The following is a 25,310-nucleotide window of genomic DNA, read 5'->3' as shown; positions in this document are numbered from 1 at the left end:
ACACTTCCTACCCACGACGGCACCGGCTGACGCGTGCCGCGCCCCGAACTACTCGGCGTGCGCGCCGGCGCCGGCCGAGGCGGCGCCCTCGCCCACCCAGACCGTCTTGGTGTTGCAGAACTCCCGCATGCCCAGCGCCGACAGCTCCCGCCCGTACCCGGAGTTCTTCACACCGCCGAACGGCAATTCGGGGTACGAGGTGGTCATCCCGTTGATGAAGACGTTGCCGGCGTCCAGGTCGGTGGCGAAGCGCTCCTGCTCGGCCGGGTCCCGGGTCCAGGCGTTCGAGCCGAGCCCGAAGCTGGTGCCGTTGGCGACCTCGATCGCCTCCTCGTACGACGAGACCCGGAACAGGCCGGCCACCGGGCCGAAGACCTCCTCGGACCACATCCGCATCTGCGGGGTGAGGTCGGTGACCACTGTCGGCGGGTAGAACCAGCCGTCGCCGCTCGGCGGCTCGCCGCCGCAGAGCACTGTCGCGCCGTTGTCCACCGCGTCGCGGACCTGGGCGTGCACCTCGTCGCGGCCACGCTCGCTGGCCAGCGGCCCGACGTCGGTGTTCGGGTCCATCGGATCGCCGACGCGCAGCGCGGCCATGTTGGCGGCGAACTTCTCGGCGAAGGCGTCGAACACGTCGGTGTGCACGATGAACCGCTTCGCGGCGATGCAGGACTGGCCGTTGTTCTGGCAGCGGGCGGTGGTGGCGACCTCGGCGGCCCGGTCCACGTCGGCCGAGGGCATCACCACGAAGGGGTCGCTGCCGCCGAGTTCGAGGACTGTCTTCTTCAGCTCCCGCCCGGCGATCTGGGCGATGGACCGGCCGGCGGGCTCGCTGCCGGTGAGCGTCGCGGCGCGAACCCGGGGGTCGCTGAGGATGTGGTCGACGGCCTCCGAGTCGACCAGCACCGTGGTGAAGGCCCCCTCGGGGAAGCCGGCTCGCCGGAACACGTCCTCCAGCAGCAGCGCGGTCTGCGGCACGTTCGAGGCGTGCTTGAGCAGGCCGGTGTTGCCGGCCATCAGCGCCGGGGCGGCGAACCGCATCACCTGCCAGAGCGGGAAGTTCCACGGCATCACCGCGAGCACCACGCCGATCGGCTGATAGCGGATGAACGCCCGGGTGGCCTTCACGGCGTCGGCGTCGGCGGGCTCGTCGGCGAGGAACGCGGGGGCCTTGTCGGCGTAGAAGCGGGCGGCGGTGGCGCACTTGGTCACCTCGGCCTGCGCCGCGACGTACGTCTTGCCCATCTCCGTGGTCATGATCCGGGCGATCTCGTCGCGCTCGGCGTCCAGCAGGTCGGCCGCGGCGTTCATCCACTGGGCGCGCTGATCGACGGTCGTCGCCCGCAGCTGGTGGAACGCGAGGTCGGTGCGCTCGATGGCGTCGTCGAGTTGCTCGGTGGACATCGCCTCATAGGTCTTGAGCACCTGTCCGGTGGCGGGGTTGGTGGTGGCGATGTGGGGCATTCCGTCCTCCTGTCACTCGAACAACGAGTGTCGTACGCCCGGCTCCTCGCGGCGGCGGGCGGCGCGGCGGCGCTGGATCACGACCAGGTCGACCACGGCGACCACGGCGAAGATCGCGCAGAGCACGCCGAGCCAGGCGATACCGGCCCAGAACGCCAGCACCGCGAAGAGCACCATGATCACCAGCCCGAAGCTGGCGAGGGTGAGCCGAAGGTTCAACGCGCTGTTCGCGTGGCCGACCGTGCCACGGGCACGCCGGGGCTGCGATCTCGTCATACCCACCGACCTACCCCCGATCGGCCGGATTAACCGGTACCGCGCGCCCGCACACCCGCACTCGCCGGTGTGCTCCGGCACATCCGTTCGCGCCGCGGCCTCGTCGACCGCAGGATGGGCGCATGTCAATGACCCTCGCCGTGCCGGTGACCGTCTCCATCGCCCGCCGCGTCGATCCCGGCCGGGCCAGCGAGATGGTCGCCTGGATGCGGGCCGGCACGGCGCTGGCCGAGGCGTTCCCCGGTTTCCTCGGCGCCGGCTGGGTGCAGAGCGGCCCCGGTTCGCCGGAGTGGCACATGCTCTACCGCTTCGCCGACGCCGAGACGCTGCGCCGGTGGGAGGAGTCGCCGCAGCGGCACTGGTGGCTCAGCTCGGCGCAGGGCATCGTCGAGCACACCCGTGTCGAGCGGCGTACCGGGATCGAGGGCTGGTTCGACAGGCCGCTGGAGCACTCGGTGGACCCGGTGGAGCCGGCCTCGCCCGCGTCGCCGCCCCGCTGGAAGCAGGCGGTGACCATCTGGCTGGCGTTCTTCCCCCTGAGCCTGACCGCCACAGTGCTGACGAGCCGCTTCCTCGACGCGGTGCCGCTGGCGGCCCGGGTGCTGCTGATGACGCTCTGCCTGACCCCGCTGATGACCTATCTGGTGCTGCCCCGGATCACCCGGGCGTTGCACTGGTGGCTGCACGGTCAGCGGGCACCGTGGCGGGACGCATAGCACCCCACAGCTTCCGCGTCGGCACTCTGCCGCATACCCGACAGCAACTTCCCGGCAAACCACATCCTGCGCATAGAGTTACCGCGCTGTCGCTCTGTGCTGCGGGAACGGGAGACGTCATGCCTCGACGCTGGGTCGCCGCGCTGGCCTGTCTCGCGGCGCTGGTCGCGCTGGCGTGCGAGGGCGGCAACTCCGCGGAACCCCGTCCCACCACGAGCGCCCCGCCGTCGAGCGGGCCGGGCGGCATCGCCGCCCTCGGCGACTCGATCAGCACCGGCTTCGCCTCCTGCCTGGTGCTCACCTCCTGCGAGCGCAACTCCTGGTCGACCGGGGACGGGCTGCGGGTGCAGAGCCACTACCGGCGGCTGCTCGAACAGAATGCGGCGATCCGCGACCGGACGTACAACCATGCCCGTCCCGGCGCCCGCGCGGACGCCCTGGCGGGTCAGGCCCAGGCGGCGGTACGCGACCGCGCCGACTACGTCACAGTGCTGATCGGCGCCAACGACGTCTGCCGGGGTGGGGTGGACGCGATGACGCCGGTGGCCCAGTTCCGGGCCGACGTCGACCGGGGGCTGCGGGTCCTGCGGACCGGCCGGCCGAAGGCCCGGGTGCTGGTGGTGAGCATCCCCGACCTGTACCGGCTCTGGGAGGTCGGGCACGACGACGCCCGGGCGACCCGCGCGTGGCGGCGGGGCATCTGCCCGGCCCTGCTGGCCGACGCGACCTCGACCGCACCCGCCGACCGGGCGCGCCGGGCCGCCGTCCGGGACCGGATCGACGCGTACAACGCCGAGTTGAAGGCGGCCTGCCGGGCGTACGGATCACGGTGCCGGCACGACGGCGGCGCGTTGCACAAGGTCCGGTTCACCCTGGACCTGCTCAACCCGCTGGACTGGTTCCACCCCAACGCCACCGGTCAGGGCCGCATCGCCGAGGTGACCTGGCGCTCCTCTGGCCTGGCCAGCTGAACGACCCGGGACGGGCCGTCAGGGTTGGCGCGGCTCGGGGACGGCGTTGCCGCGGGAGCCGTAGAGGGCCCGGGATCGCTGGGCGAGATCCTTTGTAGCCGACGAGTTGGCCCAGGTGCCGAGCACGATGGCCGCACCGGGGACGATCTTGGCGACCATCCGCTTCGCGGCCCGGACGCCGGCCATCTGGGCCAGCCGGATGCCGAGCTGCAGCATGACCCGACCGAGCGGACGCTGGCCGCCCAGGCCGAAGAGCGCGTCGGCGCGTTCCCGGCCGGCGGCCACGCCGAGCGCCAGCCGGGCGCTCTCGGCGACCTTGTGCACCCGCTGAAGCACCAGCAGGTCGGTGGCCCGGTCATTGTGCAGGGGGTCGACGTCGTACGCGGCGGCGATGTGCAGCACCATCCGCGCCTGGGTCCAGGCCAGCACGCCCACGTCGATCACGGCGCCGGGCAGCCCGGCGGCGCCGGAGACCGCGCCGGACAGCCGGGCCAGGTTGACGAACTTGCGGGCCGCCTGGTCGGCCAGGACATCGGCGGAAGCCCCGGGCTGCTCGGCCCGGGCACGGGCGGCCCACTGCACGGCTTCCGGCCCGAGGCGGCGAACCGCCTCCAGGGCAAGGTGCTCCGGCGCGTACTGCGGGTCGTCACGCATCCGGTCCCAGAGTCGGGCCGGCGGACCCTCGGGGGCGTCCACCGACCCGGCCGGCAGGTCGACGGACGGCTGCGGAGTAGGGGCGGCGGGCTGACCGCCGACGGGCGGAGTGTCGGTCACCAGGTCTCCCCAGGGGTGGAAACGGTGGACAGGGCGGCCGATGGAGCGGTCAGCGGCGGCGGTTGGACAGCCGAGCCGCCAACCCCTTCAGCTTCTGCTGGTTGCCCGGCTTGGCCATCTCTCGACGACCCCGGTCGACCATCTGCTGCCCCTTCGGTGATTTCAGAAACGCGCTGATCCGCTGCATCAGTGACATAACGTCCTCCTGTCGACGATCCCTCAGTCATGTGTACCCCGTACCCGCAACACATGTACCCGGGATGCGACAGCCTCAACCCTGACCGTCCATAGTGGGCGGTAGGTTACCGCCCCGCCGGCACGATGGCGTCAACGACCCGGGTGGCCCTCCACTCGTGCTGCTGGTAGTGCTCGGGGTACGCGGAGACCTGCACCGCCTGGGCGGCGTCGGTGAGCCGCATCCGCTGCCAGCCGGGCACCTGCTCCAGCGCGCTGAGGAACTGCCGGGTGGCGAACTCGGGGTCCATCAGCCGCTCCACCGGGCCCCAGCCGCTGCTGGAACGCTGTTGGAACAACCCGACCGAGTCGTGGTCCCAGCCGACGCCCTGGTGCGGATAGTCCTGCGACTCGGGCAGCACGCCGCTGGCCACGTTGTAGAGGTTGCTCTCCTGCATGGCGGTGGCCACCGCGATCACCAGACCCCGGCGTGGCACACCCATCTTGCGGCCGGTACGGACGATCGCCTCGGCGTTCTCCATCTGGTCCTCGTCCAGCCCGGCGACGGGCGCCGGGTCGGTCGGGCGAGCGGGGGCGACCTTGCGGGCCGGCGCGCTGGTGTCCGGGTCGGCGGGGCTTGCCGCGGCGGACTGGGCGGCGGCGGAGGCGCTCGGGGCAGCCGTGCGGTCGAGGGAACGGGAGGCGCGCTGCTGCTCGGCGCGCTGCGCCAGCTCGGAGCTGGAGAGCGATCCACTCCGGGTCGCCGCGTCGGCGTTCTCGTCACGAACCTGGACGACGGCGGTCAGACCGAGGCAGCACACCACACCGGTGGCCAGCGCCATCTGTGCCCGGCGTCGACCGGTCAGGTCCCGGGCGTACGCCCGGAGCCGGCTCGCGCTGGTTGTCCGTTCGGTTGAGGTGCCATCCTCCGTATCGGCAGTGGGCCTACTCGGGGCGTACGGGTCGTCGAGGGTGCCGTCGTCACGCATCAACCGAGGCTAGGCAGGTGGAAACCCTGATCACGCACGGTGATCACGTGGCGCTCGACACAGATCGGAGCCGTACTGGTGGACGACCCGGGCGGGGTGACCCGCCCGGGGAACGGACCTCGCGTACCGGATGAAGCTGGCGCGGCACGCGGACCGGCACGGGCTCGGACAGTACCCACCATTCCACCGCCGAGCCTGACATGATCGACAAACTCGGCCTTTGGGCCGAACCGCCCCTCGGCCGATCGGCCAGGAGGCTCGGCCTGGTGGCGTAAACAGCCGATTGGTCCGGTCACGCCCACCACCCGGCCAACGGATCGCCCGACGCAGGAATGCACCAGGATGGCGGGTACGTTGCCCGAACGGGTGCCCTCCGTCGCGACGGCGCCCGGCAGGCACATTTCAGGGAGGTCCGCACCGGTGCTCGACCCACACGAGCTCTACCAGCTCACCGACGATCTGCCCGACCTCGGGCAGCCGGTCCTGATCCAGGCCCTCACCGGGTTCGTGGACGCCGGAAACGCCAGCCGACTGGCGCGTGAGCAGCTACTCACCTCGCTGGAGGGTCGGCCGATCGCCACGTTCGACGTCGACCAGCTCTTCGACTACCGATCGCGACGACCGGTGATGACCTTCGTCGAGGACCACTGGGAGAGCGTCGACGCGCCCAAGCTGGAGCTGCACCTGCTGCAGGACGACGACGAGACCCCGTTCCTGCTGCTCACCGGGCCCGAACCGGACCTGCAGTGGGAGCGTTTCGTGGCCGCCGTCGCCGGGCTCGCCGCCCGGCTGGACGTCCGGCTCACCGTGGGGCTCAACTCGATCCCGATGGCGGTCCCGCACACCCGGCCGACCGGCGTTACCGCGCACGCCACCCGCCCCGAACTGATCGCCGGCTACGAGCCCTGGTTGCAACGCGTCCAGGTGCCCGGCAGCGTCGGTCACCTGCTGGAGTTCCGCCTCGGCGAGCAGGGCCGCGACGCGCTGGGCTTCGCCGCCCACGTGCCGCACTACGTGGCGCAGACCGAGTACCCGGCAGCCGCCGAGGTGCTGCTCACCTCGGTGTCGCGCAGCACCGGGCTGCTGCTGCCCGGCGACGGGCTGCGCTCAGCCGCCGAGGTGGTCCGGGTGGAGATCGACCGGCAGGTCGCGCAGACCGAGGACGCCGCGGCCCTGGTCCAGGCCCTGGAGGAGCAGTACGACGCGTTCGCCCGAGGTCGGGGCGAGAAGAGCCTGCTCGCCCCGGATGCCGGCCCGCTGCCCACTGCCGACGAACTCGGCGCCGAACTGGAACGGTTCCTGGCCGAACAGACCCGTCCCGGCGACACCCCGGGCAGCTGACCCGGCGTCGCGGCGGCGGATGCGGCAGGCTGGGGGCATGCGCTTGGCGACCTGGAACGTCAACTCGGTGAAGGCCCGCCTACCCCGGCTGCTGGAGTGGCTGGCCGACACCGGGCCGGACGTCGTCTGCCTGCAGGAGACGAAATGCCCGGACGGCGCCTTCCCGGCGACCGAGGTGGGCGCGCTGGGCTACACCGTGGCCAGCCACAGTGACGGCCGGTGGAACGGGGTGGCCATCCTGTCCCGGGTGGGGCTGGGCGACGTCCGGGTCGGGTTCGCCGGTGAACCCGGCTTCCCCGAGCCCGAGGCCCGAGCCATCTCCGCCACCTGCGACGGGGTGCGGGTCTGGTCGGTGTACGTGCCCAACGGCCGGACGCCGGACGACCCACACTACGCGTACAAGTTGGCCTGGTTCGCGGCGCTGCGCGACGCACTGGACGCCGAGCTGGCCGGCGGGGTGCCGCTGGCGGTCTGCGGCGACTTCAACGTCGCCCCGACCGACGCCGACGTCTGGGACCCGGCGGTCTTCACCCACTCCACGCACGTCACCCCGGCCGAGCGGGCAGCCCTCGCGGCGCTGCGCGACCTGGGCCTCAGCGACGTCGTGCCCACCCCGATGAAGGGCCCGCACCCCTTCACCTACTGGGACTACCGGGCCGGCATGTTCCACCAGAACAAGGGCATGAGAATCGACCTGGTGTACGCGTCCGCGCCGTTCGCCCGAGCGGTCCGCTCCGCGTACGTGGACCGCGAGGCCCGCAAGGGCAAGGGCCCCTCCGACCACGCGCCGATTGTGGTCGACGTGGACCTGGTCCCGGCGGTCGAGGCGTTCTGAGTGGCTAGGGTGGGCAGATGGCAGTCGTGAAGATCAACGCAATCGACGTCTCGCCCGGTGGCGGCGCGGAGCTGGAGAAGCGGTTCGCCGCCCGGGCCGGCACTGTGGAGAACTCGCCCGGTTTCCTCGGCTTCGAACTCCTCCGCCCGGTGGCCGGCGAGACCCGCTACTTCGTCTACACGAAGTGGGAGAGCGAGGAAGCGTTCCAGGCGTGGGCCGCCGGCCCCTCGCGCGCCGCCCACGCCACCGCTCCCGGCGACAAGCCCCGTCCCCCGGTCTCCACCGGCGCCAGCCTGCTGGAGTTCGAGGTGGCGCTGCACGTCCCCCAGCCCTGACCATCCACGCGGCCTGATCCACTCTGGTCCAGTGAAACCGGGGTGTCCGAGTCCGTGGGACACCGCGACATCAAGGATCCCTTGTCGATCACCACCGCGGGGCTGGGCCGCGCCTCAGCCAAATGACGCCGGGCCGGACGTTTCCGTTGCTAGCGTCGAAGCGGCCCGAGCGGTAGCCGGGCACCAGTCGCCCTGCCCGCCGGCACAGGCCGTTCACGCCGGGCGGTCCCAGGAAGGTGCGGGGTCCGGCCATGTTCGACGGCTTCGAAGAGTTCGACATCGACACGCCCGGCGCGACGATCCACGGACGCCACGGCGGGAGTGGGCCGCCCGTTCTGCTGCTGCACGGCATCCCCGAGACGCACCTCATGTGGCACCAGGTCGCGCCACGGCTCGCCGAGCACTACACAGTCGTCGCCACCGACCTGCGGGGTTGGGGCGACAGCGGTAAGCCGCCGAGCAGTCCGGATCACGAGCCGTACAGCATGCGAGCCGTCGCCCGCGACCAGGTCGCGGTGATGCGGAGCTTGGGCCATGAGCGGTTCCGACTCGTCGGCCACGATCGCGGGGCGCGCTGCGCGTACCGGCTCGCGCTGGACGAACCGGACGTCGTCACCCGGCTGGCCGTGATGGACGTGGTGCCCATCGGGGACGTCTACGACCGCGCCGACCGGACGTTCAGCCTCTCCTACTGGGTCTGGTCCTTCCTGGCGGCGCCCGCGCCGGTGCCCGAGCAGTTCATCGACGCGGCGCCCGCGGTGCTCGTCGACTTCATGCTCGACACCTGGCCCGAGGTGCAGGACGCCTTCCCCGCCGAGGTGCGGACGGCGTACGTCAAGCAGTTCAGCGACCCCGCGACCGTGCACGCGATCTGCGAGGAGTTCCGCGCCGCCGCGACGCTGGACTACCAGCAGGACGAGGCGGATCGCGGGCACCGGAAGATCACCTGCCCGGTGCTGTTTCTCTGGAGCCAACGCGGCCAGGTCGCGAAGCTCTACGACGACCCGCTCGCGATCTGGCGGGAGTGGGCCGACGACGTACGCGGCGAGCCGGTCGGGGTCGGGCACTTCATTCCGGAGGAAGCCCCCGACGAGACCACCCGCCAACTCCTGGCTTTCCTGAGCTGACGCCGGGCCGAGGGTCAGCTCAGGACTTGCGGGAGGACTGGAGGGTGGCGAACGCGATGACGTTGTCGGCGTAGCCGGTGCGGCCCCCGATGAACTGCCCACCGCAGGTGATCAACCGCAGCCCGGGTGGCCCGTCATGGCCGTAGATCCGCTCGGCGGGCAACTGGTCCTTCGGGAAGTGTTCGACGGTGTCGACCCGGAACACCACCACCGACTCGTCCGCCCGGGCCACCTCGATCAGGTCGCCGGGGTGCAGCTTGCCCAGGTCGTAGAAGACCGACGGGCCGGTCTTCGTGTCCACGTGCCCGACGATCACCGCAGGGCCAGCCTCACCAGGGGTGGGCCCCCGGTCGTACCAGCCGGTCTCGTTGTGCCGTTCCAACGGCGGTACGGCGATCGAGCCGTCCCGTGCCTGCCCGACGGGCGCCACCGGCGCGGTCACCTTGATCGCCGGCACCGAGAGGCGTACCGGGCGACTGGCCGACAACCCGACCGACTCACTGCGGGCCGGCCGGTCACCGCCGGTCGGGGCCAGGTCGAACGGGCCTACCGAACGGCCCAGCCCGGCCCCCGTGGCGAAGACCCCGGCCAACACCAGCACCACGGCCAACGGTACGGACCAGGGGCTGCGACCTGATGGACGACTACGCCGGGGGGCGACGGCGGTCGGCGGACGCGCCGCCACCGACGGGCGGTCGGGGTCTGGCGGGCGGTCGGGATCCGGCGGGCGGTGGGGCCTTGGCGGGCGGTCGCCCGGCCAACCATCGTCCAAGGGCAGCCGAACGTCATCGGGCGGCGAGGCGGGGCGGCCGGCGAACGGCTGGCGCGCAGCGTCCGGCGGCGAGGCGGGACGGCCAGGCGCCGGCGGGCGTGAACGGGCCGGCGGCGGCGTGGGGCGGAAGATCTCCATGGCGGGCCTCAGCGACGCGCGGCGGCTCGGGGGCGGCGCAGCGCCATCACGGCGAGGACCAGCCCGGTGATGATCAGTGCCGCACCGCCGGGCAGCAGCAGCTTGCCGGTGATCCCGCCGCTGCTCCCACCGAAGCCGGTCGCCGGACCCCGACTCGGCTGGTTGGGGATCTTCTTGACCACCTGAAGCATTGTCGAGGCGGTCTCGCCGTCGCGGCACTCCAGCTTGACCCGGTAGTTGCCGGGACGGGTGCGCTCGCGGACCATCGGCGCGGCGGTGAGCACCCCGCGCTGCGGCTGCACGCCGACCGCCCCGAAAGCGTCGGAGACCACCGTGGCGCCCACCGAGTTGTCCCGACAACTGGCCCGGATGCCGACCAGGTAACCGGGCTGCACAGTGCTGGGGCTCACCTCGACGAAGATGTCCACCGCCGGAGTCGGTTGGGGCGCTCCCCCGGGCAGCCCTTCAGGCTGCGGCGCGGGCGCGACGGCAACAGCCTGCTCGGGCACGACGACAACGGCCCACTCGGGCACGGGTGCAACGGCAACAGCCTGCTCCGGCACGGCAAGAACGGCAGCAGGCCGCTCGGGCACGGCAAAGACGGCGACGGCAGGCTGGGATGAGGCAAGGGCAGCGGCGGCAGGCTCAGGCGTGGCGAGGGCGGGCGCCGCGAGGGCGGGCGTGGCGGCCAGCAGGGGGCCGGCCAGCATGGTCACCAGCGACAGGGTCACGACGCCGCGGGTCACTGTCACGATGCCCCCTCTCGACGCCGTGCGGCCGGGTCGGGCGGTGGAGCACCCGACCTGCCGTACCAGTTGGATCCTCTCATTTCCGGTCGCACATCACATCCGATCCGCCGGCGACGTCGCGTACGCTCGGGTCGCTGTGACCGCCACCGACCATGACCCCGCCGTCCCGCCCGCGAGCCGGACGATCCGCACGTTCCACCCCCGCCGGGGTCGGATGAGCGACCGGCAGACCGACGCGCTGAGCCGGCTCTGGCCCGCGTACGGCCTGGATGTGCCGGACGGACCTGTCGTGCCCGTCGACCTGGCCGACCTGTTCGGTCGCCGGGCGCCCGTGGTGCTGGAGATCGGCTCGGGCATGGGCGACAGCACCGCTGCGATGGCTACTGCCGACCCGGATCGAGATTATCTGGCGGTCGAGGTGCACACGCCGGGAATCGCCAACCTGCTCGACCTGGTGGAGCGCGGTGGCCTGCGCAACGTGCGGGTGGCGCAGGGTGACGCGTTGTCGCTGGTCAGCGGCTTGCCCGAGGGCGTGCTGGACGCCGTGCACGTCTTCTTTCCGGACCCGTGGCCGAAGTCCCGCCACCACAAGCGGCGGCTCATCCAGCCGGCGCACGTGGCGCTGCTGCGGTCCCGGCTGCGCTCCGGCGGCATGCTGCACTGCGCGACCGACTGGGCCGAGTACGCCGACGTGATGCGGGAGACCCTCGACGCGGACCCGGAGCTGGTGGACGCGTACGGCGGCTTCGCGCCGCGGCCGGCGCACCGACCGGTGACAAAGTTCGAGCGGCGAGCGATCAGGGCCGGTCGGCCGGTCGCCGACCTGCTGTACCGCCGACGGTGACCGGCGAAACGCCCGAACCGGCACGCGGCGGCGCGTCCGGGACGCCCGGACGGGGGTCCGGTGCAGGCCGGGTTGGCGTACCGGGGCATGATCCAGGCACCATGGACAGGCTATGACGCTCACCGCCGCGCTGCCGACAAGCGCCGACCCCGACACCCTCTTCGACGCGTTCGCCGGCTGGGCGAAGGAGCGCGGCCTCGACCTCTACCCCCATCAGGAAGAGGCGGTCATCGAGATCGTCTCCGGCGCCAACCTGATCATGAACACGCCCACCGGCTCGGGTAAGAGCCTGGTGGCGATCGCCGCGCACTTCGCGGCCCTCGCCGACAGCCGGACCACCTTCTACACCGCGCCGATCAAGGCGTTGGTGTCGGAGAAGTTCTTCGCGCTCTGCGAGGTCTTCGGCGCCGAGAACGTCGGCATGCTCACCGGCGACGCCAGCGTCAACGCCGACGCCCCGATCATCTGCTGCACCGCGGAGATCCTGGCGAACCTGGCGCTGCGTGAGGGCACGAAGGCCGACGTCGGCCAGGTGATCATGGACGAGTTCCACTTCTACGCCGAGCCCGACCGGGGCTGGGCGTGGCAGGTGCCGATCATCGAGCTGCCGCAGGCCCAGTTCATCCTGATGTCCGCCACTCTGGGGGACACCACCCGCTTCGTCGACGACCTGACCCGGCGCACCGGGCGGCCCACCGCCGTCGTGCGCACGGCGGAGCGGCCGGTCCCGCTCATCTTCTCGTACGCGATGACGCCGCTGCACGAGACGCTTGAGGAGCTGCTGGAGACCAAGCAGGCCCCGGTGTACGTGGTGCACTTCACCCAGGCCGCCGCGCTGGAACGCGCCCAGGCGCTGACCAGCGTCAACGTCTGCACCCGCGCCGAGAAGGACATGATCGCCGAGGCGATCGGCGGTTTCCGGTTCACCGCCGGCTTCGGCAAGACGCTGTCCCGGCTGGTCCGGCACGGCATCGGCGTGCACCACGCCGGCATGCTGCCCAAGTACCGCCGCCTGGTGGAGACCCTCGCCCAGGCCGGCCTACTCAAGGTCATCTGCGGCACCGACACCCTCGGCGTCGGCATCAACGTGCCGATCCGGACCGTGCTGTTCACCGGCCTGTCCAAGTACGACGGGGTCCGCACCCGGCTGCTGAAGAACCGGGAGTTCCACCAGATCGCCGGGCGGGCCGGCCGGGCCGGCTACGACACCATCGGCCGGGTCGTGGTGCAGGCCCCGGAGCACGTCATCGACAACGAGAAGGCCCTCGCCAAGGCCGGCGACGACCCGAAGAAGCGGCGCAAGGTGGTCCGCAAGAAGCCACCGGAGGGCTCGATCGGCTGGGGCCAGCCCACCTTCGACCGACTTGTCGACGCCGAGCCGGAGCCGTTGACCTCCAGCTTCCAGGTCAGCCACTCGATGCTGCTCAACGTCATCGGCCGGCCCGGGGACGCGTTCACCGCGATGCGGCACCTACTCACGGACAACCACGAGGAGCCCGCCGCGCAGCGCCGGCACATCCGCCGCGCGATCGCCATCTACCGGGCTCTGCGTGCCGGCGGGGTCGTCGAGGAGCTGCCCGAGCCGGACGAGACCGGCCGGCGGATCCGGCTCACCGTCGACCTCCAGCTCGACTTCGCCCTCAACCAGCCGCTCTCCCCCCTGGCGCTGGCCACCATCGAGCTGCTCGACGCCGAGTCCCCGTCGTACGCGCTCGACGTGTTGAGCGTGATCGAGTCGATCCTCGACGACCCGCGGCAGATCCTCTCCGCGCAGCAGTTCAAGGCGCGCGGCGAGGCGGTCGCCGCCATGAAGGCCGAGGGCATCGAGTACGAGGCGCGCCTCGAACTGCTCGACGAGGTGACCCACCCGAAGCCCCTGGCCGAGCTGCTGGAAGCCGCGTACGAGATGTACCGACAGGGGCACCCCTGGGTCGCCGACCACCAGCTCTCCCCCAAGGCCGTCGTCCGCGACATGTACGAGCGGGCCATGACCTTCACCGAGTACGTGCAGTTCTACGGGCTGACCCGCTCGGAAGGTCTCGTCCTGCGCTACCTGGCCGACGCGTACAAGACGCTGCGCCAGACCGTGCCCGAGGACGCCAAGACCGAGGAACTGATCGACCTCATCGAGTGGTTGGGCGAGCTGGTCCGCCAGGTCGACTCCAGTCTCATCGACGAGTGGGAGCGGCTGCGCAACCCGTCCGACGTGGCCGAGGTGGCCCAGGCGCACGCCGCACTGACCGATCGGCCACCGGCGGTGACCCGCAACGCGCGGGCGTTCCGGGTGCTGGTGCGCAACGCGCTGTTCCGACGCGTCGAGCTGGCCGCGCTACGCCGCTGGGACCTGCTCGCCGAATTGGACGCCGAGGACGGCTGGGACTACGACGCGTGGGCCGACGCCCTGGCGCCGTACTTCGAGGCGTACGACTCGATCGGGGTCGGGCCGAACGCCCGCGGTCCGGCGCTGCTCATGATCGAGCAGGGCCGGGAGCGGTGGACCGTACGGCAGATCTTCGACGACCCGGACGGCGACCACGACTGGGGCATCAGCGCCGAGATCGACCTGGTGGCCTCGGACGAGGTCGGCGCGGCGGTCGTGCGGATCACCGACGTCGGCCAGCTCTAGCGAGCGCCTCGACAGGGGGTCGTCCGTACGCCGGACGGCCCCCTTTGTCGCGTCTTCCGCACCCCTTCTTTGGCTGGGCGATGTCAGACCTGTCGATTAGAATGTATGTACTAATCGAGTTCCTGACCTGCAGGATTACGATCCGGGAGGACGCCCGTGACCGCGCCCGCCTCCACGCCCCTCACCCCCTACGCGACACTGCTCGGTTTCACCCGCTACGTCGACCGCACCGGCCCCACCAAGGCGACCTTCGTCGGCGGGCTGCGCAAGCAGCGCGCCAGCCGGTCCGGCTTCAACCCGCACGGCCAGTTCGTCAAGGCGCTCAAGGCCGACATCGCCTTCCACACCGGCGGCACCCACCTGGCCGGGGTGGCCGACATCGTCAAGCCACGATGGCGCCCGCTCTACCAGGCGCTCGTCCCCGGTGCCACGACCTGGCTGCACTCGCTCGGCGAGCCGACCGCCGTCGATCTCGCCCAGACCCGTGACGCCCTGGCCATGCTCGGCGACCTGCCCGTCAAGATCAACCCTCACTTCGGGGTACGCCACGCCGACGGCCGCGCCGAAGCGGTCCGCCTGCACTTCGACGAGGCCCCACCGAGCGAGGAGTCGGTGCTCGCCACCCTGCACCTGATGGCCCGACACATGGACGCGGTGCTCCCGCACGCCGAGCCGGTCCTGGTCGACGTCCGCCGCGGCCTGGCCCACCGCATGCCCACCGATGCCAAGCCGGACCAGATCGAACGATGGCTCTCCGGCGAGGCCGCCGCCTTCCGCGCCATCTGGTCCACCGCCGCCTAACCCCGCCTCCACGCCCAACGCCCCACGCCCTCCACGCGCCTGCCCGGCAAGATCGCGCTCGATCCGCCCAAGATCCGCGCAACTTCAGGGATGCTGCTGTCTCGCGTCGCGCGAAGGCAGCAAGAACAGCGAAGTTGCGCGGATCTTGGCGTTCCGGCCCTGGTTCAGGGTTATCCACAGGGGCTGCGGGCGAATGCGAACGCCGGTCATGGTGTCTGTCATGCCTGTTCCCCCACGACGGCCGGCGATCCTGCAGGGACGCGTCTTTCGCGGCTCCCGCGTCGTTGCCCAAGGCCTGTTGACCCGGACGGAGCTGCGCAGCAGGGCGTGGCGTCCGCTGTTCCGGGATGTCTACGCCGATGCCCGGCTGGCGGTCACCCACCGCACTCGTTGTGCCGCCGCGGCACGGTGGGTTCTGCCACCGGGTGCAGCGATCGCTGGTCGCAGTGCGGCGGCGCTGTACGGCGCGGCGTCGGTCGCCGACCATGAGCCCATCGATGTGCTCGTGCCCGCTGGTGGCGCTACCTCGACTGCGCGCGGACTCCCGAACGTGGATCGGCAACCGGGGTTGGAAGCGGATGGCGCGCGTGGCTGAGCTGGCCGACGCGGGCGCGGAGTCGATCCCAGAGTCCCGGCTCCGCGTGCGGATAGTGCTCGCCGGGGTGCCGACGCCTGTGACGCAGTTCGTGGTGGAGCGCGATGGGAGGTTCTTGGCCCGTCTCGATCTGGCGTGGCCACACCTCAAGGTCGCCGTCGAGTACGACGGGTTGTGGCATGACGATCCCGACCAGTTCCATCGAGACCGACGCCGCCTCAACCGACTGCTCGGTGAGGACTGGATCGTCCTGCACGTCACCGCGAAGCGGTTCCGCGGGGACTTCGACGGCTTCCTCGCCGAACTTCGTCAAGCCCTCCGGTCCCGCTCCCGCTGACTCTGCCTCGGGACCCAGACACACCAAGATCCGCGCAACTTCGGGGATCCTGTTGCCTGAACAGCTCGCGAGGCAGCAGTTTCACCGAACTTGCGCGGATCTTGGAAGGGACGACGCGGGTGCGCGGGCGGTGTGTCAGGCGGCGGGGAGGTACTTGGCCAGGTCGTCGAGGATCTTGTTGGCGGCGCCGACGCCGATGCCGGTCATCCAGACCTCGTCGGAGACGGGGTACGCCTTGCCGGCCTTGACCGCGCCGAGGCCCTTCCACAGCGTCCCGCCCGCGACCTTGGTCTGCTCGGCGGCGGCCTTGTCGCCGTACGCGGTCACGAAGATGACGTCACCGTCGACCTCGTTGATCCGCTCGGGGCTGACCAGGTCGAAGCGCTTGTCCTCCTTGTTGGCGAGCAGCTGCCGCTCGGGGCGGCCCAGGCCGGTGTCGCCGATGACGATGCCGGAGAACGAGTCCGGGCCGTACACCCGGATGTTGCCGGGCAGGAACCGCACGATGGAGACCTTGCGCGCGGCGGCGTCGCCGAGCGTCGCGCCGAAGTCCTTGGCCCGCTTCTCGTACGTGGCAAGCAGATCCTTGGCCTGCTGCTCGCGGCCGAGCGCCTTGCCGTCGAGGAGGAGGTTGTCCTTCCATGTGATGCCCACCTTTTCGGTGAACACGGTCGGCGCGATGGCGGCCAGCTCGTCGTAGAACTTCTCCTGGCGGAACTTGCTGCCGAGGATGAGGTCCGGCTTCAGCGCGTTGATCGCCTCCAGGTCGGGCTCGGTGAGCACCCCGACCTCCTTGATGCCGGCGAGCTTGTCCGCGCCGAAGTAGGTGGGCCAGCTCTTCGCCTCACCGGCGGTGGCCGCACCGACCGGCGTGATGCCCAGCGAGAGCGCCGTGTCGATCTTGTCGGTGTCGAGCACGACGACGCGCTTGGGCTCGGCCGGGACCTTGGTGGTGCCCATGGCGTGGGTGATCTCCCGGGTGTCCCCGGTGGTGGAGCCGGCGACCGGGTCACTCTCACCGCAGGCGGTGAGGCCGGCGCCGAGGGCGACGGCCGCGGCGAGAGCTGCGACGAGACGACGCATCAGAGTCCTTTCGAGGGGTGCGAGCCGGCGAGCGGGTTGGCCGCGTCGCCGGTGGAGGGTCGGGCGTCCGGCACGGACGCCGTCGACGAATCGGGGTCTTTAACGCCAGCGGACGCGGCGGCCGCGTCACCAGCGCCAGCGGACGCGGCGGCCGCGTCACCAGCGCCAGCGGACGAAGCGACCGGGCCGCCCGACGCGGCGGCGGGAGCCGGAGCGTTGCCACCGGTGTACGCGGGCACCACCAGCGGCGCGCCGGTCACCGGGCAGGGCACGACCACGCAGGCCAGCCCGAAGACGTCGCGGACCAGGTCGGCGGTGAGGATCTCCCGGGGCGGGCCGGCGGCGACGACTGCGCCGGCGCGCATGGCGACCAGGTGGTCGGCGTAGCGGGCGGCCTGGTTCAGGTCGTGCAGGACGGCGACCACGGTGCGGCCCCGCTCGGAGCGCAGCCGGTGCAGGAGGTCCAGCACCTCCACCTGGTGGGCCAGGTCGAGGAAGGTGGTCGGCTCGTCCAGCAGCAGGGCGTCGGTGTCCTGGGCGAGGGTCATGGCGATCCACACTCGTTGCCGCTGACCGCCGGAGAGGCTGTCCACCGGTCGGTCGGCCAGGTCGGTGACGTCGGCGAGCGCCATCGCCTGGTCCACCGCGGCGCCGTCCTCCGACGACCACTGCCGCCACCACCGCTGGTAGGGCTGTCGGCCGCGCCCGACCAGGTCCGCCACAGTGACGCCCTCGGGCACCAGCGGGCTCTGCGGCAGGACGCCGAGGCGGCGGGCGACCTCCCGGGTCGGCAGGTCGCGGATGGCGGTGCCGTCCAGCAGCACCGTGCCGCGGCGGGGGGTGAGCAGCCGGGCCATCGTGCGCAGCAGGGTGGACTTGCCGCACGCGTTGGGTCCGACGATCACGGTGAACGCGTCGGTGGGCAGGTCGAGGTCGAGCCCGTCGAGCACGGTTCGCTCGTCGTAGCCGGCGACCAGGTCGCGGGTGGAGAGCATCACACGACTCCTTGAGGCGTCACGACGACCGCCGCCGGCCACGCAGCAGCAGGAAGATCAGGTACGGGCCGCCGATCGCGGCGGTCAGCACACCGGCGGGTAGTTGGGTGGGTGCGAACAGGCGCCGGCCGGCCAGGTCGGCCAGCACCAGCAGGAGGGCGCCGAGCAGCGCCGCGCAGACCAGCGGTGGTCGTTCGGCGCGTACCAGTCGTCGGGCCACCTGCGGGGCGACCAGCGCCACGAAGTCGACGGCGCCGACCTGGGCGGTGACCATCGCGGCGACGAGTACGCCGGTGCCGGCGAGGCCGATCCGACGCGCCACCGGGCGCAGACCGACGCCCCGGGCGGTGTCGTCGTCCAGGGCGGTGCTGTTCAGCGCCCAGCCGGCCCAGGCCAGCACCGGCAATAGCACCAGCAGCGTGCCGGCGATCCAGGCGGCCTCGGTCCAGCCCTTGCCGGCCAGGGTGCCGATCAGCCAGATCTGCGCGCGCAGCCCGTCGATCGGATCGGCGGTGAGCATCACCACCTCGGTGAGCGCCCGGAAGCCGAACGCGACCGCCACCCCGGCGAGCACGAACCGCTGCGCGGCCAGCCCGTGCCGGGCACCGAGGGCGAACAGCAGCACCGCCGCGAGCAGCCCGCCCACCAGGGCGGTGGGCGCCACCAGCACCGCGGCCATTCCGCTGGTCAGGGCCACGGTCGCGGCGAGGCCGGCGCCCTGGGTGATGCCGATGACGTCCGGGCTGGCCAGTGGGTTGCGGGCCACGCTCTGGATCAGCGTGCCGGCCACGCCGAAGGCGGCGCCGGCCACGGCGGCCAGCAAGACCCGCGGCAGCCGAAGATCAAAGACCACGAGGTCGTACGGGGTGCCAGCTCCGGAAAGTGCGCGCAGCACGTCGGCCGGGGCGACGTACGGGGTGCCCAGCGAGAGGCTGAGCACGACGGCCAGCAGGAGCAGCACTGTCAGCACGGCCGCCACCAGTACCGCGCGACGGCGGATCAGCAGGCTGACCGGGCCGACCCGCAGCAGCGACCGCCCGGACAGCCGAGCACCGTCGGCACCAGGCGAGCCGGCGGCCGCGACGGTCGACAGGCCAGCGGACCCAGCCGGGCTGGGCGGGTCAGCGGGGCCGGAGGGACGGCGGGTGGTGGTCACGCGGTCACCACCTTGGCGCGGCGGACCAGCACGGCCAGCAGTGGCGCGCCGATCAGCGCGGTGACGATTCCGGCCGGGATCTCGCCGGGCGGGGCGACGAGCCGACCGACGATGTCGGCGGCGAGCAGCAGCGCCGGCCCGAGCAGGGCGGAGACGGCGAGGGTCCAGCGGTGGTCCGCGCCGACCAGGGCGCGGGCCAGGTGCGGCACGGCCAGCCCGACGAACGCGACAGGTCCGGCGGCGGCCACCGCGGCACCGGTCAGCAGCACGGCGGCGAGGCCACCACCGAGGCGGACCAGGCCGATCCGGTGGCCGAGACCACGGGCCACGTCATCGCCGAGGGCCAGCGCGTCCAGGCCCCGGGCCACCAGGGCGGCCAGCACCAACCCGACGAGGACGAACGGCAGCACCTGTGCGGCGACCGACAGGTCCCGTCCGGCCAGCCCGCCGACCACCCAGAAGCGGTACTCCTCGAAGGTGCGGGCGTCGATGCTGAGCAGCGCGTACACCCCGGAGGCCAGGCTGGCGTCGAGCGCCGCGCCGACCAGCGCGAGGGTGACCGGGCTGGCGCCCTCGCGGGCGCGGGTGGCGATGGCGAAGACCAGCAGCCCGGCGATCAGGGCCCCGGCGATGCCGAACCAGACGTACCCGGCGAGCGTGCCGACGCCGAAGACGGAGATCGCGAGCACCACCCCGAACGACGCGCCCGCGCTGATGCCGAGGATGCGCGGCTCGGCGAGGGGGTTGCGGGTGAGCGCCTGGAACAGCACCCCGGCCACGGCGAGCGCGAGCCCGACCGCGAGGCCGAGCGCGGTCCGGGGCATCCGCAGCTCACGGACGATGGTGCTGGCGTCGCCGCCGTCCGGCGCGACGAGCGCGTGCCAGACCTGGTCGACGCCGAGTTGTCGGCTGCCGAGCGCGAAGCTGGCCAGCACGGTGAGCAGCAGCACCAGCGCGGCCCCGACGGTGACTGCCACCCGGCGGCCGGTGCGGGTGCCGGACCGGTTGCGGGCCGGGGTCGGCCGGGTGGTGAGGGTGGTCACGAGTCTCCTGCATGTTCACGCTTAGGTTCGCCTAACCTTAGCCGCTCAGTTGAGGGTCACCTAACTGGCACTTATCGATCCGCGACAGGCTGAGCAGGGCAGACGCCCGCGCGAAGAGGGCGGCGCACCTAGGGTTGGCTCATGCGATTCGACCAGCACACGGTCGTCCTGCTGACCCGGCCGTCGGATCCGCCGGAGCTGCCGCAGGACGCGATCGACCGGTTGCGGGACGCGCACCTGGCCCACCAGGCGGGCCTCGTGCAGCAGGGGCTGGTGCTCGCGGCCGGCCCTTTCCTGCACCCCGACGACGAGCAGCTGAGGGGTTTCGTGGTGCTGTCCATCGCCCCGGACGAGGCACGCGCGCTGTTCGCCAACGACCCCGCCGTGCGGGCCGGTCGCCTGGTCGCGCGGGTCACGTCGTGGCTGCTTCCGGAGGGCACCCTGCGGTTCGAGAGCGTGCCGGTGCCGCAGTCGATGCTGGAGGCGGCCTCCGGGGACTGACCCGGGCCCGGTCAGCCGGCCGAGCCGCTGCCGGCCTCCGCCGGCAGTTCACCGAGCGGGACCGCCCGCAGGGCGTCCATCGGGCCGACGACGACCCGCAGTTCCGGGAAGTAGTCCCGCAGCACCTGCTGGCACCGGTCACAGGGCGCGACGACCTCGCGGCCACGGTCGGCGACCGTGACGATCGTCTCCAGCGCGGTGACGCCCTGGGTGGCGGCCGTGCCGATCACGACAAGTTCGGCGCAGGCCCCTCCGGTGGCGTGCTGGACGTTCACGCCGGTGAAGACCCGCCCGTCCGCGGTCCGGGCCGCCGACGCGACAGTGTGGTGCTGGCTGCGGCAGCGCAGCTTGGAGACCGCCGTGGCGGCCTGCACCAACGCACGGTCGGTGTCGCGCATCTCCATCCGGCTCCCCCAGCGCTCGACGTCGGCCGCCAACTCTAGGGCCCGCTCGTGGCCGTCAAGGGACCGGAGGTGGCCGTCGGGGAGCCGGTCGCTCGGTAACCCAGGGGCGGTGCGCCGCCGGGCTGCCTATCCTTGGGCACGACATGCAGAATCCAACCGCCTCCGTCGCGTCCGACCCCGTTCGCGAGCTGCACCGCCGCCTCACACCTCTGATGTTCCGCGACCAGCGCCGGCTCCAGCGGCGACTGGACGGTGCCCGCAAGCTGCGCGACCCGCAGCGTCGGGAAGCGGCGCTGACCGAGATCACCGCCGACCTGGTCCGGGCCGAGCAACGGCTCGCCGCCCGGCAGGCGGCGGTGCCCGTGATCACGTACCCGGTGGGTTTGCCGGTCAGTGAGCGCAAGGACGACATCGCCGCCGCCATCCGTGATCACCAGGTGGTGATCGTGGCGGGCGAGACCGGCTCCGGCAAGACCACCCAGATCCCCAAGATCTGTCTGGAGTTGGGGCGTGGGGTGCACGGCCTGATCGGGCACACCCAGCCTCGGCGGTTGGCCGCCCGGACGGTGGCCGACCGGATCGCCGACGAGCTGGGCACCGAGTTGGGTGACGTGGTCGGCTACAAGGTGCGCTTCACCGACCAGGTCAGCGAGCGCAGTCTGGTGAAGCTGATGACCGACGGCATCCTGCTGGCCGAGTTGCAGACCGACCGGATGCTGCGCCAGTACGACACGCTGATCATCGACGAGGCGCACGAGCGCAGCCTCAACATCGACTTCATCCTCGGGTACCTGCGGGAGCTGCTGCCCCGACGACCCGACCTCAAGGTGATCATCACCTCGGCGACCATCGAGACCGACCGGTTCGCGCGGCACTTCGCCGGGCCACCCACCGCCGACGAGCCGGAGGGCGTGCCCGCGCCGGTGGTCGAGGTCTCGGGGCGTACCTACCCGGTGGAGGTGCGCTACCGGCCCCTCGTCGAGCTCGCCGAGGGCGAGGAGGACGGCGACGGCGACGGCGACGGCGACGAGGAAACCGTCCGCGACCAGATCCAGGCGATCGGCGACGCCGTCGAGGAGTTGGCCGCCGAGGGCCCCGGCGACATCCTGGTCTTCCTCAGCGGTGAGCGGGAGATCCGGGACACCGCCGACGCGCTGGGCAAGCTGGTGCAGAAGAAGCGCTCGCTGCTCGGCACCGAGATCCTGCCGTTGTACGCCCGGCTGTCCTCCGCCGAGCAGCACCGGGTCTTCGCCGCGCACTCCTCGCGCCGGGTGGTGCTTGCCACCAACGTCGCGGAGACCTCGCTGACAGTGCCCGGCATCAAGTACGTGGTGGACCCGGGCACCGCCCGCATCTCCCGTTACTCCAGCCGGCTCAAGGTGCAGCGGCTGCCGATCGAGCCGATCTCCCAGGCGTCGGCAAACCAGCGCAAGGGCCGGTGCGGTCGCACCTCGGACGGCATCTGCATCCGCCTCTACGACGAGCAGGACTTCCTCTCCCGGCCCGAGTTCACCGACCCCGAGATCCTGCGGACCAACCTGGCGTCGGTCATCCTCCAGATGACCGCGATCGGGCTCGGCGACCTCGCCGCGTTCCCGTTCATCGACCCACCGGACAAGCGCAACATCACCGACGGCGTGAACCTGCTGCACGAGCTGGGCGCGTTGGACCCGACCGAGGCCGACCCGGCGAAGCGGCTCACCGCGCTCGGCCGGCGGCTGGCCCAGTTGCCGGTCGACCCGCGCCTGGCCCGGATGGTGGTCGAGGGCGAGCGCAACGGCTGCGCCACCGAGGTGCTGGTGATCGCCGCCGCGCTCTCCATCCAGGACCCGCGGGAGCGGCCCGCGGAGAAGCAGGCCCAGGCGGACCAGGCGCACGCCCGGTTCGCCGACAAGGAGTCGGACTTCGTCGCCTTCCTCAACCTGTGGCGCTACCTGCGCGAGCAGCAGCGGGAGCTGTCCTCCAGCGCGTTCCGCCGGATGTGCAAGGCGGAGTACCTGAACTACCTGCGCATCCGCGAGTGGCAGGACATCGTCAGCCAGCTGCGCCAGGTGCTGCGTACCCCGTCCGACGGCGACCGGCGGGGTGGGCGGCCGGCGCGCGACAGCTCGGACGACGCGGACGCCGGCCGAGGCCGCCGGGGTGGCGCGGACCTGCCGGAGGAGATCGACACCCCGAAGGTGCACCAGTCGCTGCTGCCCGGCCTGCTGTCACACATCGGCCTGAAGGACGCCCAGAAACACGAGTACCTGGGGGCGCGGGGCGCGAAGTTCGGGATCTTTCCCGGGTCGGCGTTGTTCAAGAAGCCGCCGCGTTGGGTGATGGCCGCCGAGTTGGTGGAGACCTCCCGGCTGTGGGGGCGCATCGCCGGCCGGGTCGAGCCGGAGTGGGTCGAGCCGCTGGCGCAGCACCTGGTCAAGCGCAGCTACAGCGAACCGCACTGGGAGAAGAAGCAGGCCGCGGTGATGGCCTACGAGAAGGTCACCCTGTACGGCGTCCCGCTGGTCAGCTCCCGCAAAGTCAACTTTGGGCGGATCGACCCGACGCTGAGCCGGGAGCTGTTCATCCGGCACGCCCTCGTCGAGGGCGACTGGCAGACCCACCACCAGTTCTGGGCGGACAACAAACGGTTGCTCGCCGAGATCGAGGAGTTGGAGAGCCGGGCCCGACGCCGGGACATCCTGGTCGACGACGAGACCATTTTCGGCTTCTACGACCAGCGGATCCCGGCCGACGTGTCCTCCGGCCGGCACTTCGACAGCTGGTGGAAGAAGACCCGCCGCGAACAACCCGACCTGCTCACCTTCACCCGTGACCTGCTGATCAACGACGGTCGGCCGGGGGTGGACGAGGACGACTACCCGGACGAGTGGCAGGCCGACGGGGTGCGCCTGCCACTGACCTACCGGTTCGAGCCGGGCACGCCGGACGACGGCGTCACAGTGGACATCCCGCTTCCGCTGCTCAACCAGGTGCCGGCGGAGACCTTCGACTGGCAGGTGCCGGGGCTGCGCGAGGAGACGGTGATCGCGCTGATCCGCTCACTGCCCAAGGCGATCCGCCGCAACTTCGTCCCGGTGCCGGACTACGCCCGGGCCGCCCTGGCGGCGATCACTCCCGGCGAGGAGTCGCTGCTGGACGCGCTCACCCGGCAGCTGCGCCGGATGACCGGGGTGACAGTGCCCCGCGACGCCTGGGAGCCGGGCAAGCTCCCGGCGCACCTGCGGGTGACCTTCCGGGTCCTCGGCGACGACGAGAAGCCGGTCGCCGAGGGCAAGGACCTGCCGGCCCTGCAACGCCAACTCCGCCAGGAGGTACGCCAGGTGGTGGCGGCCGCCGCACCGGAGGTCGCCCGTACCGGGCTGCGCGAGTGGAGCATCGGCACGCTGCCCCGGACCATCGAGCAGGTCCGCGCCGGTTACGCGGTCACCGCGTACCCGGCGCTGGTCGACGAGGGCGCCACGGTCGGGGTGAAGGTGTTCGACTCCCCCGCCGAGGCGGAGGCGGCGCACTGGGCCGGCACCCGCCGGCTGCTGCGGCTCACCGTGCCGTCCCCGGCGCGGTTCCTGCAGGGTCGGCTGGACAACGAGGCGAAGCTGGCGTTGAGCCGCAACCCGCACGGCGGTGTGCAGGAGCTGATCGAGGACGCGGCCGGCGCCGCCATCGACCGGCTGATCGGTGTGGCGGGCGGGCCGGCGTGGGACGCCGACGGTTTCGCGGCCCTGCGCGAGAAGGTCCGCGCCGACCTGGTCGACACCGTCGTCGAGGTGATGGACCGGGTCCGCAAGGTCCTCGCCGCCGCGTACGCCGTTGAGCAGCGGCTCGGTGCGACCCGCAACCTCGCCGTGGTGGCGGCGCTGGCCGACATCCGCAGCCAGCTCGCCGGGCTGGTGCACGCCGGTTTCATCACCGAGACCGGGTACGCGCGCCTGCCCGACCTGCTGCGCTACCTCACCGCCATTGAGCGTCGGCTGGAGCGGCTGGGCGGCAACCCACAGCGGGACCGTCAGCAGCAGGACCGGATCGCTGTGGTGCAGAAGGAGTACGCCGACCTGCTCGCCAACCTGTCGCCGGCCCGCCGCCAGGAGACGGCCGTCCGGCAGATCCGTTGGATGATCGAAGAGCTACGGGTGAACGTCTTCGCCCAGGCGCTGGGCACTCCGTACCCCGTCTCCGAGCAGCGGATCTACCGGGCGATGGACGACGCCGAGGGCCGCTGAACCGACGGCCGGGCCGCTGCCGACCTCTGCGCGGCGGCGGCTCC

The 25,310-nt window shown here is 71.9% G+C and carries 23 protein-coding genes and 1 pseudogene; 12 read left to right on the top strand and 12 right to left on the bottom strand.

The window, feature by feature from the left end; genetic code table 11:
* Positions 1 to 48 precede the first annotated feature (48 nt).
* Entirely contained in the window at positions 49 to 1,464 is a 1,416-nt protein-coding gene (locus FB453_RS17105; RefSeq protein ID WP_112623118.1) for an NADP-dependent succinic semialdehyde dehydrogenase, read from the bottom strand.
* 12 nt (positions 1,465 to 1,476) lie between these two features.
* Positions 1,477 to 1,740 carry a DUF6343 family protein gene (locus FB453_RS17100; protein WP_091401582.1) on the bottom strand — a complete coding sequence of 88 codons (264 nt, stop codon included), beginning with the start codon at positions 1,738 to 1,740 and terminating at the stop codon, positions 1,477 to 1,479.
* 122 nt (positions 1,741 to 1,862) lie between these two features.
* Between FB453_RS17100 and FB453_RS17095 the strand changes: the two genes are divergently transcribed.
* On the top strand, positions 1,863 to 2,456 hold the full coding sequence (locus FB453_RS17095) for an antibiotic biosynthesis monooxygenase (protein ID WP_145791446.1): 594 nt from the start codon (positions 1,863 to 1,865) through the stop codon (positions 2,454 to 2,456).
* A 119-nt stretch (positions 2,457 to 2,575) separates the two neighbouring features.
* Complete coding sequence (locus FB453_RS17090) at positions 2,576 to 3,427, top strand: GDSL-type esterase/lipase family protein (RefSeq protein ID WP_112584653.1); 852 nt, start codon at positions 2,576 to 2,578, stop codon at positions 3,425 to 3,427.
* Positions 3,428 to 3,445: 18 nt separating this feature from the next.
* Here the strand turns inward: FB453_RS17090 and FB453_RS17085 are convergent, their stop codons facing one another.
* The 3 genes from FB453_RS17085 to FB453_RS17080 form a co-directional block, all read right to left on the bottom strand.
* Entirely contained in the window at positions 3,446 to 4,201 is a 756-nt protein-coding gene (locus FB453_RS17085; protein WP_112584654.1) for an EcsC family protein, read from the bottom strand.
* Positions 4,202 to 4,250: 49 nt separating this feature from the next.
* Entirely contained in the window at positions 4,251 to 4,397 is a 147-nt protein-coding gene (locus FB453_RS34250; protein ID WP_186718350.1) for a hypothetical protein, read from the bottom strand.
* Between the two features lie 106 nt (positions 4,398 to 4,503).
* The gene (locus FB453_RS17080) at positions 4,504 to 5,364 is read right to left on the bottom strand and encodes a peptidase M23 (protein ID WP_145791444.1); all 861 of its coding nucleotides are present in this window, start codon (positions 5,362 to 5,364) and stop codon (positions 4,504 to 4,506) included.
* A 420-nt stretch (positions 5,365 to 5,784) separates the two neighbouring features.
* Between FB453_RS17080 and FB453_RS17075 the strand changes: the two genes are divergently transcribed.
* The 4 genes from FB453_RS17075 (at position 5,785) to FB453_RS17060 (ending at position 9,002) form a co-directional block, all read left to right on the top strand.
* Complete coding sequence (locus tag FB453_RS17075) at positions 5,785 to 6,705, top strand: proteasome assembly chaperone family protein (protein ID WP_091401570.1); 921 nt, start codon at positions 5,785 to 5,787, stop codon at positions 6,703 to 6,705.
* Positions 6,706 to 6,742: 37 nt separating this feature from the next.
* Positions 6,743 to 7,540: an exodeoxyribonuclease III gene (locus FB453_RS17070; RefSeq protein ID WP_145791441.1), complete on the top strand. Its 798-nt coding sequence runs from the start codon at positions 6,743 to 6,745 to the stop codon at positions 7,538 to 7,540.
* A gap of 17 nt (positions 7,541 to 7,557) precedes the next feature.
* Positions 7,558 to 7,875 (top strand): antibiotic biosynthesis monooxygenase family protein, encoded by a 318-nt coding sequence (locus FB453_RS17065; RefSeq protein ID WP_145791439.1) that lies wholly within the window; start codon positions 7,558 to 7,560, stop codon positions 7,873 to 7,875.
* A 251-nt stretch (positions 7,876 to 8,126) separates the two neighbouring features.
* Positions 8,127 to 9,002 (top strand): alpha/beta fold hydrolase, encoded by an 876-nt coding sequence (locus FB453_RS17060; protein WP_145791437.1) that lies wholly within the window; start codon positions 8,127 to 8,129, stop codon positions 9,000 to 9,002.
* A gap of 19 nt (positions 9,003 to 9,021) precedes the next feature.
* On the opposite strand, the gene FB453_RS17055 is transcribed toward FB453_RS17060, so the two are convergent.
* Together FB453_RS17055 and FB453_RS17050 are read right to left on the bottom strand one after the other, a co-directional pair.
* Complete coding sequence (locus FB453_RS17055; protein WP_112603782.1) at positions 9,022 to 9,687, bottom strand: class F sortase; 666 nt, start codon at positions 9,685 to 9,687, stop codon at positions 9,022 to 9,024.
* 233 nt (positions 9,688 to 9,920) lie between these two features.
* Entirely contained in the window at positions 9,921 to 10,667 is a 747-nt protein-coding gene (locus FB453_RS17050; protein ID WP_145791435.1) for a hypothetical protein, read from the bottom strand.
* A gap of 130 nt (positions 10,668 to 10,797) precedes the next feature.
* Here FB453_RS17050 and trmB point away from each other — a divergent pair, with 130 nt between their 5' ends.
* From trmB to FB453_RS17030, 4 genes are all read left to right on the top strand, one after another.
* Positions 10,798 to 11,505, top strand: coding sequence for a tRNA (guanosine(46)-N7)-methyltransferase TrmB (trmB, locus tag FB453_RS17045; RefSeq protein ID WP_428842228.1), 708 nt, complete (start codon positions 10,798 to 10,800; stop codon positions 11,503 to 11,505).
* Positions 11,506 to 11,617: 112 nt separating this feature from the next.
* Positions 11,618 to 14,131 (top strand): DEAD/DEAH box helicase, encoded by a 2,514-nt coding sequence (locus FB453_RS17040; RefSeq protein WP_145791432.1) that lies wholly within the window; start codon positions 11,618 to 11,620, stop codon positions 14,129 to 14,131.
* Positions 14,132 to 14,287: 156 nt separating this feature from the next.
* On the top strand, positions 14,288 to 14,932 hold the full coding sequence (locus FB453_RS17035; RefSeq protein WP_112584662.1) for a hypothetical protein: 645 nt from the start codon (positions 14,288 to 14,290) through the stop codon (positions 14,930 to 14,932).
* Positions 14,933 to 15,510: 578 nt separating this feature from the next.
* Positions 15,511 to 15,864, top strand: a complete 354-nt coding sequence (locus tag FB453_RS17030; RefSeq protein WP_145791431.1) for a hypothetical protein — start codon at positions 15,511 to 15,513, stop codon at positions 15,862 to 15,864.
* Positions 15,865 to 15,999: 135 nt separating this feature from the next.
* Here FB453_RS17030 and FB453_RS17025 read toward each other — a convergent pair whose 3' ends face one another.
* From FB453_RS17025 to FB453_RS17010, 4 genes and pseudogenes are all read right to left on the bottom strand, one after another.
* Positions 16,000 to 16,947: an ABC transporter substrate-binding protein gene (locus FB453_RS17025; protein WP_112584664.1), complete on the bottom strand. Its 948-nt coding sequence runs from the start codon at positions 16,945 to 16,947 to the stop codon at positions 16,000 to 16,002.
* A gap of 224 nt (positions 16,948 to 17,171) precedes the next feature.
* Positions 17,172 to 17,942: pseudogene (locus FB453_RS17020) on the bottom strand (ABC transporter ATP-binding protein); the annotation flags it as partial.
* A gap of 19 nt (positions 17,943 to 17,961) precedes the next feature.
* Entirely contained in the window at positions 17,962 to 19,098 is a 1,137-nt protein-coding gene (locus tag FB453_RS17015) for an iron ABC transporter permease (protein ID WP_486480311.1), read from the bottom strand.
* The gene (locus FB453_RS17010; protein WP_112584666.1) at positions 19,095 to 20,141 is read right to left on the bottom strand and encodes a FecCD family ABC transporter permease; all 1,047 of its coding nucleotides are present in this window, start codon (positions 20,139 to 20,141) and stop codon (positions 19,095 to 19,097) included. The genes FB453_RS17015 and FB453_RS17010 overlap by 4 nt, the downstream gene beginning before the upstream one ends.
* 141 nt (positions 20,142 to 20,282) lie before the next feature.
* Between FB453_RS17010 and FB453_RS17005 the strand changes: the two genes are divergently transcribed.
* Positions 20,283 to 20,642, top strand: coding sequence for a YciI family protein (locus FB453_RS17005; RefSeq protein WP_091402189.1), 360 nt, complete (start codon positions 20,283 to 20,285; stop codon positions 20,640 to 20,642).
* Between the two features lie 11 nt (positions 20,643 to 20,653).
* Here the strand turns inward: FB453_RS17005 and FB453_RS17000 are convergent, their stop codons facing one another.
* Positions 20,654 to 21,046 carry a cytidine/deoxycytidylate deaminase family protein gene (locus tag FB453_RS17000; RefSeq protein ID WP_145791427.1) on the bottom strand — a complete coding sequence of 131 codons (393 nt, stop codon included), beginning with the start codon at positions 21,044 to 21,046 and terminating at the stop codon, positions 20,654 to 20,656.
* Positions 21,047 to 21,189: 143 nt separating this feature from the next.
* On the opposite strand from FB453_RS17000, the gene hrpA reads away from it, so the two are divergent.
* Complete coding sequence (gene hrpA, locus FB453_RS16995; RefSeq protein WP_145791425.1) at positions 21,190 to 25,266, top strand: ATP-dependent RNA helicase HrpA; 4,077 nt, start codon at positions 21,190 to 21,192, stop codon at positions 25,264 to 25,266.
* The last annotated feature ends 44 nt before the right edge of the window (positions 25,267 to 25,310 follow it).

It is taken from the genome of Micromonospora sp. CNZ322, from assembly GCF_007827755.1.
This window is presented reverse-complemented; position numbering and strand designations above follow the sequence as displayed.